The sequence below is a fragment of the Dokdonella koreensis DS-123 genome, from assembly GCF_001632775.1.
Classification (GTDB): domain Bacteria; phylum Pseudomonadota; class Gammaproteobacteria; order Xanthomonadales; family Rhodanobacteraceae; genus Dokdonella; species Dokdonella koreensis.
In genome coordinates, this window is the sequence record NZ_CP015249.1 from 1613400 (window position 1) to 1627231 (window position 13832).

General features: G+C 71.9%; 12 protein-coding genes. 7 read left to right on the forward strand and 5 right to left on the reverse strand.

Features of this window, described 5'->3' with window-relative positions; genetic code table 11:
* Nucleotides 1-96: 96 nt before the first annotated feature.
* The 7 genes from I596_RS06360 to moeB all read left to right on the forward strand — a co-directional run bounded on the left by I596_RS06360 (nucleotide 97) and on the right by moeB (nucleotide 7479).
* Entirely contained in the window at nucleotides 97-756 is a 660-nt protein-coding gene (locus I596_RS06360) for a YfgM family protein (RefSeq protein ID WP_067645589.1), read from the forward strand.
* Entirely contained in the window at nucleotides 756-1955 is a 1200-nt protein-coding gene (bamB, locus tag I596_RS06365) for an outer membrane protein assembly factor BamB (protein ID WP_150132050.1), read from the forward strand. The genes I596_RS06360 and bamB overlap by 1 nt, the downstream gene beginning before the upstream one ends.
* 97 nt (nucleotides 1956-2052) lie before the next feature.
* On the forward strand, nucleotides 2053-3453 hold the full coding sequence (gene der, locus I596_RS06370; protein WP_067645593.1) for a ribosome biogenesis GTPase Der: 1401 nt from the start codon (nucleotides 2053-2055) through the stop codon (nucleotides 3451-3453).
* A 22-nt stretch (nucleotides 3454-3475) separates the two neighbouring features.
* On the forward strand, nucleotides 3476-4081 hold the full coding sequence (mobA, locus tag I596_RS06375) for a molybdenum cofactor guanylyltransferase (RefSeq protein WP_067645597.1): 606 nt from the start codon (nucleotides 3476-3478) through the stop codon (nucleotides 4079-4081).
* Nucleotides 4056-5318, forward strand: coding sequence for a molybdopterin molybdotransferase MoeA (locus I596_RS06380; protein WP_067645599.1), 1263 nt, complete (start codon nucleotides 4056-4058; stop codon nucleotides 5316-5318). Before mobA ends, I596_RS06380 begins: the two co-directional genes overlap by 26 nt.
* On the forward strand, nucleotides 5315-6313 hold the full coding sequence (locus tag I596_RS06385) for a glycosyltransferase family 2 protein (protein WP_067645606.1): 999 nt from the start codon (nucleotides 5315-5317) through the stop codon (nucleotides 6311-6313). The genes I596_RS06380 and I596_RS06385 overlap by 4 nt, the downstream gene beginning before the upstream one ends.
* 5 nt (nucleotides 6314-6318) lie before the next feature.
* Nucleotides 6319-7479, forward strand: a complete 1161-nt coding sequence (moeB, locus tag I596_RS06390) for a molybdopterin-synthase adenylyltransferase MoeB (RefSeq protein WP_067645611.1) — start codon at nucleotides 6319-6321, stop codon at nucleotides 7477-7479.
* Between the two features lie 33 nt (nucleotides 7480-7512).
* Here moeB and I596_RS18720 read toward each other — a convergent pair whose 3' ends face one another.
* The 5 genes from I596_RS18720 to I596_RS06410 form a co-directional block, all read right to left on the reverse strand.
* Nucleotides 7513-7689 carry a hypothetical protein gene (locus I596_RS18720; RefSeq protein WP_190279004.1) on the reverse strand — a complete coding sequence of 59 codons (177 nt, stop codon included), beginning with the start codon at nucleotides 7687-7689 and terminating at the stop codon, nucleotides 7513-7515.
* Nucleotides 7690-7808: 119 nt separating this feature from the next.
* A complete protein-coding gene (locus I596_RS06395; RefSeq protein ID WP_425478792.1) occupies nucleotides 7809-10217 on the reverse strand; it encodes a heavy metal translocating P-type ATPase in 2409 nt (802 codons plus the stop codon).
* Entirely contained in the window at nucleotides 10214-10681 is a 468-nt protein-coding gene (locus I596_RS06400; RefSeq protein WP_067645615.1) for a MerR family transcriptional regulator, read from the reverse strand. Before I596_RS06400 ends, I596_RS06395 begins: the two co-directional genes overlap by 4 nt.
* A 132-nt stretch (nucleotides 10682-10813) precedes the next feature.
* Nucleotides 10814-11947 carry a copper resistance protein B gene (locus I596_RS06405; RefSeq protein ID WP_223303928.1) on the reverse strand — a complete coding sequence of 378 codons (1134 nt, stop codon included), beginning with the start codon at nucleotides 11945-11947 and terminating at the stop codon, nucleotides 10814-10816.
* Nucleotides 11944-13767: a copper resistance system multicopper oxidase gene (locus I596_RS06410; protein ID WP_269465540.1), complete on the reverse strand. Its 1824-nt coding sequence runs from the start codon at nucleotides 13765-13767 to the stop codon at nucleotides 11944-11946. Before I596_RS06410 ends, I596_RS06405 begins: the two co-directional genes overlap by 4 nt.
* Between the last annotated feature and the right edge of the window lie 65 nt (nucleotides 13768-13832).

The following is a 13832-nucleotide window of genomic DNA, read 5'->3' on the forward strand; positions in this document are numbered from 1 at the left end:
CCGGGCCGCGCTTTCCTGCTACCCTTGCGCGCCTGCACGCAGGGGCGTTCCTGTCCGCATCCGCAGGCCTGACTTCTTCTTTTCCAGGTACACGCAATGGCTTTTGAACTTCTTGACGAACACGAGCAGGGCGAGGTCGTCCGCAAGTGGCTTCGCCAGAACACGATGTCGATCGCGACCGGCATCGTCCTCGCCCTCCTGCTGATCTTCGGCTGGCAGCAATGGAAGCAGCGCCAGGGCCGCCAGGTGGTCGAAGCGGCCCTGCAGTACCAGGCGCTGACCAAGGCGGTCGACGAAAAGCGCATCGAGGATGCCGACGCCATCGCCGCCGCCCTGCGCAAGGACTACACCGGCACCGCCTATGCGGTGATGGCCGCGCTGGGCCAGGCCGAGCGCGCGGTCACCAAGGGTGACCTGAAGGCCGCCACCGCCGATCTGGAGTGGGCGCTGTCCAAGGCCAGCGTGCCGGCGCTGAAGCAGTTGATCAGCCTGCGCCTGGCACAGGCCCGCCTGGCCGACGGCGACGCCAACGGCGCGATCGGCCTGCTCGACGGCATCGGCAAGGAAGACTATGCCGGCCAGGTCGCGGAACTGCGCGGCGACGCGCTGGTCAAGCTCGATCGCGCCGAGGAGGCGCGGGCCGCCTACCAGGATGCGCTGACCAAGCTCGATCCGCAGACGCCGAACCGGATGTTCGTCCAGATGAAGCTCGACGATCTCGGTGGCGCGCCCGCCGCACAGCAGCAGGGCTCGTGATGAAGTTCTCCACCGTCGCCGTCGTCGTTCTGGCCGTCCTGCTGGGCGGATGCAATTGGTTCCGCGGTATCGGCAAGAAGGACAACGTCGAGCCGCCGACGCCGCTGGCCGAGCAGTTCGCCCCGTCGCTGTCGATCCAGCGCGTGTGGAACGGCAATGTCGGCGACGGTCCGGGCCAGTCCGGCGTGCCGATGGTGCCGGCGGTGGCCGACGGCCGGCTCTATGCGGCCGACATCGACGGCAATCTCTCCGCGTACGACGCGGCGACCGGCAAGCGGCTGTGGAACGTGCACAGCGGCAAGCGCTCGGGCATGTACTGGCGCCGGACCGATACCAGCGTGCGCTGGTCGGGCGGTCCTTCGGTCGCCGGCGATCTCGTCGTGGTCGGCGGGCTGGACGGCCAGGTGGCGGCCTATTCGGCAGCCGACGGCGCCGAGCGCTGGGTCGTGGACGTCTCCTCCGAGGTGATCGCCCCGCCGGCGATCAGCGGCGACCTCGTCGTCGTCCGCAGCAACGACGGCCGCCTGTACGGCCTGAGCGCCGCCGACGGCAGCCGGCGCTGGGTGTTCGACCAGGGCGTGCCGCCGCTGAGCCTGCGCGGCAACTCCACGCCGCGCATCGCCGGCAGCATGGTCTACTCCGGCTTCGACAACGGCAAGATCGTCGCGGTGAACCTCGCCGACGGTACCCAGTCCTGGGTGCAGACGGTGGGCCTGGGTGAGGGCCGTACCGAAGTGGACCGCCTGGCCGACGTCGACGGCGAACTGGTCGTCGACGGCAACGAGCTGTTCGCGGCGGGCTACCGCGGCATCGTCACTGCCCTGTACGCCGACAGCGGCCGCACCGCCTGGCAGCGCGACCTGTCCAGCTACGCCGGTGTCGCGGTGACCAACAACGTCGTCGCGGCGGTCGATGCCGACGGCAACGTCTGGGCGTTCGATCGCCAGAGCGGCGCGAACCTCTGGAAGCAGGACCAGCTCAAGTACCGCTGGCTGTCGGCGCCGGCCGCCCACGGCGGCGCGATCGTCGTCGGCGACCTGGAGGGCTGGGTGCACTGGCTGTCGGCCGACGACGGCAAGCTGATCGCGCGCGAGCGGCTCGGCAAGAAGCCGATCGTCGGCAAGCCCGTCGTCGACGGCGACACCGTCTACGTCGAGGACAGCGAAGGCCGTCTCGGCGCCTGGCGCACCGCGCAATGAACTACCGCGGCGACCGCGCTGCGGTCGCCCGGCTCTCGATGCCGCCCGCCCCCGGCTGGGCGGCTTTCGTCCAAATCCGCCTCCCGGAGGGCGCCCGGTGTTGCCAGTCGTAGCCCTCGTCGGGCGTCCCAACGTCGGCAAGTCGACGTTGTTCAACGTGCTCACGCGCTCGCGCGACGCCCTGGTCGCCGACCTGCCGGGCGTCACCCGCGATCGCCACTACGGCATCTGCCGCTTGGGCACGCGGCAGTTCATGGTCGTGGATACCGGCGGCCTGGCCGACAGCGACGAGGGACTGGCCGGGTTGACCGCGCTCCAGGTGCAGGCGGCGATCGACGAGGCCGACGTCGTCGTCTTCGTGGTCGATGCCCGCGACGGGCTGCTGCCCGGCGACCCGATGGTCCTGGACCGGCTGCGCCGCGCGTCCAAGCCGCTGTTGCTGGCCGTCAACAAGGTCGACGGCCTCGACGAGCACGTGGCACTGGCCGAGTTCGCGCGGCTGGGCATCGCCGATCCGCTGCCGCTGGCCGCCTCGCACGGGCGCGGCGTGCAGCCGCTGCTCGATGCCGTCACGCCGCTGCTGCCGGCCGAGATCGAAGAGCCGGCCGAAGCCGCCGACGCAGGCGGGGTCCGCGTCGCCATCGTCGGCCGGCCCAACGTCGGCAAGTCGACCCTGGTCAACCGCCTGCTCGGCGAGGACCGCGTCATCGTCTCGGACGTGGCCGGCACGACGCGCGACTCGATCCGCATCGCGCTCGAGCGCGACGGCAAGCGCTACACGCTGATCGACACCGCCGGCGTGCGCCGGCGCGCGCGGATCGAGGATGCGGTCGAGAAATTCAGCGTGATCAAGACGCTGCAGTCGATCGAGGCGGCCAACGTCGTGGTGCTGCTGCTCGACGCGAAGGAGGGCGTCACCGACCAGGACGCCGGCCTGATCGGCCACGTGCTCGAGGCGCAGCGCGCACTGGTCATCGCGGTCAACAAATGGGACGGGCTGTCCGCCTACGATCGGGAGCAGTGCCGCACCTCGCTGTCGCGCAAGCTCGACTTCGTCGCCTGGGCGCCGCAGGTGACGATCTCGGCGCTGCACGGCAGCGGCATCGGCGAGCTGATGAAGGCGGTCAACCGCAGCCATGCCGCCGCCAGCCGGACGTTCACCTCCTCCGAGCTGACGCGCGCGCTGGAGGCGGCCTACGAGGGCTACCAGCCGCCGCTGGTGCGCGGGCACGCGCCCAAGCTCAAGTACGCGCATCCGGGTGGCACCAATCCGCCGACCATCGTCATCCACGGCTCGCGCACCCGGCACCTGGCCGACGCCTACCGCCGCTACCTCGAGAATTTCTTCCGCAAGCGCTACCGGCTGGTCGGCACGCCGATCCGCATCGAGTTCCGCGACGGCGAGAATCCGTACGCGGGCAAGCGCAACGAGCTGACCGAAGGCCAGCAGCGCCGTCGCCAGCGCATGATCCGCAACGCCAAGCGAGGCAAGCGCTGAGCGAAGGCGCGCGAGACGGCCGATGACCGCAGCGATCACCTGCGCGATCCTGGCCGGCGGTGCCGCCACACGGCTGGGCGGACGCGACAAGGGCCTGGAGCTGCTCGGCGGACGGCCGCTGGTGGCCTGGGTCCTCGCAGCCGAGGGGCTGCGGCCGGCGGAGCCGGCGACGCTGGAGCGCGTCCTGATCGTCGCCAACCGCAATCTTCGCGCCTACGGCCACCACGCCGAGACGATCAGCGACACGCTGCCCGGCCATCGTGGCCCGCTGGCCGGCATCGCCGCCGCACTGGCCGCCTGCGCGAGCCCGTGGCTGCTGACCGTGCCGGTCGACTGCCCGATTCCGCCGGTCGACCTGGCCGAGCGCCTGTGCGCCGCCGCCACGGCCGGTGGCCCGGCCGTGGTCGCCCATGACGGCGAGCGGCGCCAGCCGCTGTTCGCGCTGTACGCATCCGGCCTGGCCGGCGCGGCCGCCGTTGCGGCGGCGCAAGGCCTCGGCGTGCATGCCTGGCAGACCGCGATCGGGGCACGCGAGGTTGATTTCTCCGCGAGCCGCGTACACTTCGGCAATCTGAATACCGCCGAAGACTTCGCCGCTTTCGATGAACACCTGCGCAAGCGCTCCTGAACCTGCGTCGCCGCTGTCGGTCGACGCGGCGCGCGCCTTCCTCGAGCAGGCAGGGCGCGCGCAGGCGCTGCCGGTCGAGTCGGTGGCGCTGGACGATGCGCTCGGCCGCGTGCTGGCCGAGGACCTGATCGTCGAGCGGCCGGTGCCGCCGTTCGCCAACTCGGCGATGGACGGCTTCGCACTGCACGGCAGCGACCTGCCGGCGGCCGGCGAGCGCCGGCTGCGCATCGTCGGCACGCGGCTGGCCGGCGCCGCGGCGACGATCCCGGTCCAGCCGGGCGAATGCCTGCGCATCATGACGGGCGCGCCGCTGCCGGAAGGCGCCGACAGCGTCGTCATCAAGGAGAACGTCCGCGTCGAGGACGGCCACGCGATCATCGGCGCCGGCGAGCGGCCCGGTGCCAACGTGCGTCCGGCGGGCGAGGATTTTCGCAGCGGCGAGCGCGCGCTCGGCCGTGGCCAGCGCCTGGGCCCGGCCCATCTCGGCGTCTGCGCATCGCTGGGACGGTCGACGCTCGCGGTCGTGCGCCGTCCGCGCGTGGTGCTGCTGACGACCGGCGACGAGGTCGTGATGCCGGGCCAGGTGCCTTCGGCGGCGCAGATCCACAACAGCAATGCCTACAGCGTCGGCGCCCTGTTGCGGCAGGCCGGCGTGGAACGGGGCGCGCACCGGCACGTCGCCGATGACGCCCGCGCCCTTCGCGCCGCGCTGGAAGCCGCCGCCGCCGAGGCCGACCTGGTGCTGACCTGCGGCGGCGTCTCGGCCGGCGAGGCCGACCTGCTGCCGGCCGTCGTCGCGGACCTGGGCACGGTCGATTTCTGGAAGGTGCGCATGAAGCCGGGCATGCCGTTCCTGAGCGGACGCATCGGCCCGGCGCGGATCTGCGCCTTGCCCGGCAACCCGGTCTCGACGTTCGCGACCTTCCTCGTGCTGGTGCTGCCGTTCCTGGACGCGCTGCAGGGGGCGACTTCCACGGTCGTGCTGCCGGCCCATGCACGCCTGGCCGCGCCGTTGCGCAAGCGGCACGATCGCACCGAGTTCCTGCGCGCCACCGTCGCGCCGCGCGCGGACGGAACGCTGGAGGCCGTCGCGCTGGACCGGCAGGGCTCGGGCATGCTGCGCGGCGTCGCCGAAGCCAATGCGCTCGTGCGCATCGAGGCGGACCAGCACGAACTGGCGGCCGGCACGGCGGTGCCGGTCCTGATCTTCACGCTTTCCGGTAGCCTTTCACCATGACCCAAGACACCCCCCTGGTATCGATCCTGATCCGCAGCATGGATCGCCCGACGCTGACGCGCGCGCTCGACTCGGCGGCCGCACAGACCTGGCCGGCCGTCGAGATCGTCGTCGTCGCGGCCTGCGGGCACGGGCATCGCCCGTTGCCGGCCGAGTACGGCGGCCGGCCGCTGCGCCTGGTCCTGCCCGAGCCCGATCGCCGGCTGACGCGGCCGGAAGCGGCCAACGCCTGCCTGGACGCCGCGCGCGGCGAATGGCTGAACTTCCTCGACGACGACGACGAGCTGCTGCCCGAGCACGTGCAGACCCTGCTGGAGGCGCCGCGCGGCGAGGGCGTGCGGTTGCTCTATTCCAGCGCACGCGTGCACGACGTCGACGGTTCGCTGATCGGCTACAGCGGGCGCGCCGGCTATCACATGCAGCTGTACAACCAGAATCGCAGCCAGCCGGTGGCGACCCTGTTCCACCGCAGCCTGGTCGAGGAGGGCGCCCGTTTCGACCCGACCTTCCCGGTCTACGAGGATCACGATTTCTTCATCAACTGCGCCTCGCGCACGCCGTTCCAGTGGGTGGAAGCGGCGACCTGCATCTGGAACGGCGCGATCGGCGACTCCGGCTGCGGCTACGGTCCCAATTCCAACGAGCCGCAGCGCGAGCAGTACTACCAGCGCATGCGCGAGAAATGGGCGGCGCAGTTCAAACAGTGGATGGACGAGCCCGAGGCGCTGATCTACCTGGCCCAGCACCACCTGAAGGAAGGTGACCTGGCACTGGCGATCCGCTGCCTGGAACGCGTCCTGGTGCAGCGGCCGGACGACCTCAACGCGCTGAACCTCTACGGCATGGCCTGCTTCCACGACGGCCGCATCGATGCCGCGCTCGACGTGCTCGGCTATGCGGCACGGCTGGCGCCGGACCAGCCGGCGATCGCCGCCAATCTGGCCCTGGTCGAGCGGCGCACGGGACGCTCCGCGGCCTCGGTCGGCTCGGGCTGAGCGGGATGGCCGCCGTGCCCTCCGGCCGCAGCGCGTCGCTCCCGCCAGCGGTGGAGATCGATCCGCAGGCGGCACGCCGGGCGCAGTCCGAGGGTGCGCTGCTGCTGGACGTGCGCGAGGACGACGAACGCGCCGGCGGCCTGCCGGAGGGCGCGCTCGGCCTGGCGCGCGGCGCGATCGAGTCGGCATTTCCGGCGCTGGAGCCCGATCGCGGCCGCCCGATCCTGACCCTGTGCGCCAGCGGCCGGCGCTCGCTGCTCGCGCGTGACACGCTGCTGGCCCTTGGCTACCGCGACGTGCGTTCGGTCAGCGGCGGGTTCGCGCGCTGGCGTGCCGAGGGCCTGCCCGAAACGGCGGGCCTGCTCGGTGCCGATGCCGGCGACCGCTACGCGCGCCACCTGGTACTGCCGGAAGTCGGCGTGGCAGGGCAGGCCCGGCTGCTGCGTGCGCGCATCGCGCTGATCGGCGCCGGCGGCCTCGGCTCGCCGGCGGGCCTGTACCTGGCCGCGGCGGGCATCGGCCACCTGACCTTGATCGACGACGACCACGTCGAGCGCTCCAACCTGCAGCGCCAGGTGCTGCACACCGAGGCGCGCATCGGCATGGCCAAGACCGAATCGGCGCGGATCGCGCTGGCGGCGCTCAATCCCGGCATCGAGATCGGCGTGCGGTCCGAGCGCCTGCTGGCGGCCAATGTCGAGGAGGCGATCGCCGGCCACGACGTCGTCATCGACGGCGCCGACAACTTCGCGGTGCGCTACCTGCTCGATGCGGCGACGCGGCGCCTGGGCATCCCGCTGGTCTACGGCGCGGTCCATCGCTTCAGCGGACAGGTCAGCGTGTTCGATCCGCGCGATGCGGCCTCGCCGTGCTACCGCTGCCTGTTCCCGGAACCGCCCTCGGCCGCCGAAGCGCCCAATTGCAGCGAGGCCGGCGTGCTCGGCGTGCTGCCCGGCACGGTCGGCCTGCTGCAGGCGACCGAGGCGATCAAGCTGGTCCTCGGCGCGGGCCGGCCGTTGACCGGCCGCCTGCTCTGCTACGACGCGCTGGCGGCGACGTTCCGCGAACTGGCCCTGCCGCGCGATCCGGACTGCCCCGGTTGCGGCAGCGGTGCGGTGTTCACCGGCTACGAGGACATCGCGCGGATCTGCGCCGCCGCCGGTTGACGATGCGTCTGCCGGCGTCCGGCGCGCGCCGCTTCAGCGCAGGAACCAGTGGCCGGTCCACCAGAACGCCCAGAACAGGCCGAAGCCGGTCCAGAACAGGTTCTTGAGGCCGCGGGCGAACAGCCAGACGACGCCGACCGCGAGCAGGACCGGCAACCATTTCTCGATCAGGGTGCGATTCGACGGCGACAGCCGATCGGTGACGTTCATCGTTGCTCCTCCAGCACCGCCTGTGGTGCGGGAGCATGATCGGCCGGCGGCCGGGCCCGCGGCAGCCCCGGCCGTCAGCGATCGCAGGTGACGCCTGTCATGGCGGCGTCCCTGCGCCATCAGCTGCCCGGCAGCGGCGCCTTGCGCAGGCGCAGGGCGTTGCCGACCACCGACACCGACGACAGGCTCATCGCCAGCGCGGCGAGCATCGGCGACAGCAGCCAGCCGGCGACCGGATACAGCACGCCCGCGGCGATCGGTACGCCCAGCGCGTTGTAGCCGAACGCGAACGCCAGGTTCTGGTGGATGTTGCGCACCGTCGCCTGCGACAAGGCCCGGGCACGCAGGATGCCGTTGAGGTCGCCCTTGACGAGCGTGAGCTTGGCGCTCTCGATCGCCACGTCGGTGCCGTCGCCCATCGCGATGCCGATGTCGGCCGCCGCCAGGGCAGGCGCGTCGTTGATGCCGTCGCCGGCCATCGCGACGCGGCGCCCTTCGCGCCGGAGCGCCTCGATCACCGCGGCCTTGCCGGCCGGCGAGACCTCGGCGTGCACCGCGTCGATGCCCAGTTCCGCGGCCACCGCGCGTGCGCTGGTCGGCATGTCGCCGGTCAGCATGACGATGCGCAGGCCGGCCGCATGCAGGCGCCGGATCGCCGCCGGCGTGGTCGGCTTGATGCGATCGGCGACTGCCAGCAGCGCGGCCAGCCGGCCGTCGTCGGCCAGGAACACCACCGTCGCGCCGTTCGCGCGCAAGGCTTCGGCCTGCTCGCGGTCGGCCTCGTCCAGGACGACGCCGTGCTCGGCCATCAGGTGCGCGTTGCCGAGCGCGACGGTCCGTCCGCCGATCGTGCCGCGGACGCCGAGGCCGTTCAGCGCGACGAAGTCGCCGGCGGCCGGGATCGCAAGGCCTTGCGCCTGCGCCGCGCCGACGATGGCACGGGCCAGCGGGTGCTCGCTCGGGCGTTCCAGTGCCGCCGCCAGCGCGAGGGCATCCGCTTCGGTCCGGCCGCCGCGTGGAACGACGGTCCGCAGCGACGGCCGCCCTTCGGTCAGCGTGCCGGTCTTGTCGACGACGAGGGTGTCGATCTCGCGCAGCGTCTCGATCGCGGTGGCGTCGCGGAACAGCACGCCGCTCTGTGCGCCGCGGCCGCTGGCGACCATGATCGAGATCGGCGTGGCCAGCCCCAGGGCGCAGGGGCAGGCGATGATCAGCACCGACACGGCCGCGATCAGCGCATGCGCCAGGCGCGGCTCCGGGCCGACCGCCGCCCACACGGCGAACGCCACCGCCGCGACGGCGACCACGGCCGGGACGAACCAGGCCGCGACGCGGTCGGCCACGCGCTGCAGCGGCGCGCGCGAACGCTGTGCCTCGGCCACCAGGCCGACGATCTGGGCGAGCAAGGTGTCGGCGCCGACCCGCTCGGCACGCATGACCAGGGAACCGTCTCGGTTCAGCGTGCCGCCGCTGAGCGCATCGCCGGCCATCTTGGCCACCGGCATCGGCTCCCCGGTCAGCATCGCCTCGTCGACATGGCCGGTGCCTTCGAGCACGCGGCCGTCGACCGGGACCTTCTCGCCGGGCCGCACCCGCAGGGTGTCGCCGACCGCCACCTGATCCAGCGGGACGTCGGTTTCCTCGCCAGTGGCGTCGATGCGGCGCGCGGTCTTGGGAGCCAGGCCGAGCAGGGCCTTGAGCGCGGCCCCGGTGCGCCGCCGTGCGCGCAGTTCGAGGAAATCCCCGAGCAGCACCAGGGTGACGATGACCGCCGCCGCCTCGAAGTACACGGCCACCGCACCGTGGGCATCGCGGAACGCGTCCGGGAACACGGCCGGCGCCGCGAAGGCGATCGCGCTGTAGAGCCAGGCGACGCCGGTGCCGAGCGCGATCAGCGTGTACATGTTGGGCGCCCAGGGACGCAGCGAGCGCGCGCCGCGCACGAAGAACCCGGCACCGCCCCAGAGCACGACGACCGTCGAGAAGAGCGCCTCGATCCAGCCGGCGATGCCGGCCCACGGCGCGGGCAGGTGCCAGCCGAACAGGTGCGGTCCCATCGCGATCGCGAACACCGGCGCGGTGAGTGCCGCACAAGCCGCCAGGCGCCGGCCCAGGGCGGTCAGCTCGCCGTCGTCGCCGTCGGCGGACGGCAGCAGCGGTTCCAGCGCCATGCCGCACAAGGGGCAATGGCCAGGCCCCTGCTGGCGGATCTGCGGGTGCATCGGGCAGGTGTAGATCGCGCTCGGGTCATCCACCGGCGCCGGGGCCGGGCGGTCGCCGGCATAGCGCTGCGGATCGGCGACGAAGCGCTCGCGGCAGCCGGCCGAGCAAAAATGCCAGGTCCGGCCGGCGTGCTCGGCCTGGTGGCGGGCGGTCGCCGGGTCGACCGTCATGCCGCAGACCGGATCCTTGACCTCGGGGGGCGCGGCGGCCGCGTGGCTGCCATGGCAGTGAGCGGCGCCGTGCGCCGGTCCGGCCGGCGGGGGTGCCTGCGTGCCGCAGCACGCGGGAGGATTGGACTGTTTCATCGGGAAGGCCGTTCGGGGAGGGAAGAAGAGAGGGTGGCCGGGGCGCTGTCCTCGTCGCCCAGCGCCTGCAGGATCGGGCAGCGGTCGGGCGATCCCTCGCCGGGACATTGCCCCACCAGGGCCTGCAGGCCCTGGCGGACACGCTGAAGCTCGGCGATGCGCTCGTCGATCATCCGCAGGCGCGTGGCGGCCCGCTGGCGGATGCCCTCGACGCCGTGCTCGTGATCGGACGACAGCGCCAGCAGTTCGCCGATCTCCTCGAGGCTGAAGCCGAGCGCTTTCGCGCGCCGGATGAAGCGTAGGCGGCGCACGGTATCGAGCGGATAGTCGCGGTAGCCCGAGGCGCGCCGGGCCGGCCGCGGCAACAGGCCTTCGCGTTCGTAGAAGCGGATCGCATCGATGCCGACGCCGCTGGCCCGCGCCAGCGCACCGATCGTCATGGAGGGGGAAGGGAGGGTCTTCATGCGGACAGCCTAAACCCTGGAGTCGTGTCCAGGGTCAAGCCCGCCGTGTCGCGACCGGCCGGCGGCGGGCCAGCGCGGCCTGCGCCGGTGACGGCCCCGCCCGCAGGCGGGGTCCGTCAGGGCGCGCGTCGCTCAGAACCAGAAGCGGATGCCGGCCACCAGGCGCGTGTCCTCCACGGGCTCGCCGTGCCCGCGCGCCAGGTCCGCGCCGGTGCCATAGCGGCGGTGCCAGGCCACGCCGACGTAGGGGGCGATCTCGCGCCGGATCTCGTAGCGCAGGCGCAGGCCCGCCTCCAGCGTGTCGAGGCCCGATCCGGTGCCGCGTGCGCGGTCGGTGCGCGAATACAGCTTCGCCTCGACCAGCGGCTGCAGGATCAGCCGGTTGGTCAGCAGCAGCTCGTACTCGGCCTCCAGCGTCGCGGCGAGACGGCCGCCGTTGCCGACATAGGCAGTGGCCTGGGTCTCGAACTTGTACGGCGCCAATCCCTGGACGCCGAACGCAAGCCAGTCGCGCGAGGCTCCCGGCTTGAAGTCGTGCCGGACGCCGACCATGAGGTCCCACCAGGGGTGCACGGCATGTCCCCAGAGCAGTTCGACCTGGGCGTCCTCCAGCCGGCCGCCGCTGCGCTCGCCCTCGCTGCGCAGCCAGACCCGGTCGAAGCTGCGGCCGATCCAGGCCTTGGCCGCCCAGGCCGACGCGCCGCCGTCGGCGTCCTGCCATTCGAGGCGGTCGAAGGCCAGGTAGGCCAGGACCGGATCGTCGTCCATGTGGTCGCTCATGCGCATGCCGCCGAGGTCCGGGAAGGCCGCCGCGCGATCGGCATCGCTGACCGGCGGCATGACCGGACCCGCCGGTGAACCGTGCGAGGCGTGGTCCATCGAGGCGTGATCCATCGAGGAATGATCCATCGAGGAATGATCCATCGAGGAATGATCCATCGAGGCGTGATCCATCGAGGCGTGATCCATCGAGGAGTGATCCATCGAGGAGTGATCCATCGAGGAGTGATCCATCGAGGAGTGATCCATCGAGGAGTGATCCGTCGAGGAGTGATCCATCGAGGAGTGATCCATCGAGGAGTGATCCATCGAGGAGTGATCCGTCGAGGCGTGGTCCTTCGTGGAATGGTCCTTCGAGGCACCGTGTTTCGCGGCCGGGGTCTTCGCGGAATCCACCGGATCGGTGGCGGCGGCCGGGCCGGCGGGGACCATCGTCGCCACGGCCGCGGCGATCGCCAGGGCGATGCAGGCGCTGCGCGGTTTCATGGCCGTGCCTCCTCGACGCGTACCTCGCGGAACATGCCGGCGTCCATGTGGTAGAGCAGGTGGCAGTGGTAGGCCCAGCGTCCGAGCGCGTCGGCCGTCACGCGATAGCTGCGCCGCGTGCCCGGCGGCATGTTGACGGTGTGCTTGCGCACCATGAAGGCGCCATCGGCATCCTCCAGGTCGCTCCACAGGCCGTGCAGATGGATCGGATGCTCCATCATCGTGTCGTTGACCAGCACGATGCGCAGCCGTTCGCCGTAGGTCAGGCGCAACGGTTCGGCGTCGCCGAAGCGGATGCCGTCGAACGACCAGATGTAGCGTTCCATGTGGCCGGTCAGGTGCAGTTCGAGCGTTCGTCCGGGATCGCGCCCGTCCGGATCGGCGAACCGGCTCCGGAGGTCGGCATAGGTCAGCACCCGGCGGCCGTTGCCGCGCAGGCCGATGCCCGGATCATCCAGGCGCGGCGAGGGTGTCATCGTCTGCATGTCCACGCCGGGGTTGCCGCGTTCGCTGTCCGGGTGTGCCTGCATGCCCGCGGCGGCGGCCTGGCCGCCGCGCATCGCACCGTGACCCATGGCCGCGTGGTCCATGCCGGCATGGGCCGTGCCGTGCGAGGCGTGGTCCATGCCCGGGGCCGTTGCCGTTCCATGCCCGCCATGCCCGCCATGCCCGCCGTGACCCATGTCGGCCATCGTCAGCAGCGGCCGCGGGTCGGGCGCCGGCACCGGCGCGGCCAGGCCGTCCCGGACCGCCAGCGTCGCCCGCGCATAGCCGCCGCGGTCCATCGACTGCGCGAATATCGTGTAGGCGTCCTGCCCGGACGGCTCGACCATGACGTCGTAGGTCTCGGCCACGCCGATGCGGAATTCGTCCACCGTCACCGGATGGACGTTCTGGCCGTCGGCGGCGACCACGGTCATCTTGAGGCCGGGGATTCGGACGTCGAAGAACGTCATCGCCGAGCCGTTGATGAAACGCAGCCGCACGCGCTCGCCCGGACGGAACAGGCCGGTCCAGTTGCCGGCCGGCGTCACGCCGTTGGCCAGGTAGGTGTAGGTCAGGGCGCCGACGTCGGCGAGGTCGGTCGGCGACATCCGCATCGCCCCCCACAGCCGGCGGTCGTCGAGCGTGGCACCCCAGCCCTGGCGGCGGATGTCGGCGATCGCATCGCCCACCGTGCGTTTGTTGCGGTTGTAGTACTCGGCGTTCTTGCGCAGCTTGGCGAAGATCCGGTACGGGTCCTCGTCGGTCCAGTCCGACAGCAGGATCACGTGCTCGCGATCGCTGCGCACCGGGTCGGGCTCGCGCGGGTCGACGATCAGCGGGCCGTAGAGGCCCTTCTGCTCCTGGAAGCCGGAATGGCTGTGGTACCAGTAGGTGCCGCTCTGGCGCAGCGTGTAGCGGTAGGTGAACGTCTCGCGCGGGCGGATGCCGTGGAAGCTGAAGCCCGGCACGCCGTCCATGTTCGCCGGCAGGATGATGCCGTGCCAGTGGATGGAGGTGTCCTCGTCGAGCGTGTTGCGGACGCGGATGGTGACGCTGTCGCCCTCGGTGAACCGCAGCAGCGGCGCGGGCAGCGAGCCGTTGACGGTGACCGCGCGCCGTGCACGGCCGGTGAAGTCGACCGGCAGCTCGCCGATCGACAGGTCGATCACCGAGCCGGTCAGGGCCGTGGGTGCCGAGGCACCGGTCCGGGCGAACGCCGGTACGCGCATCAGGCCCAGGCCTGCGGCGCCTCCGAGCGCCAGGCCTTGTACGAAGCGCCGCCGGCGCAGGTCGAGGCCGCCATCGGGCAGGCTCGGGAAAACGGGGTGTTTCACGGGAGAACTCCTTGGAACCGGCACGGCACGGCGCGCCGGTTTCCGCTTCACGGAAGGTCTGCAGC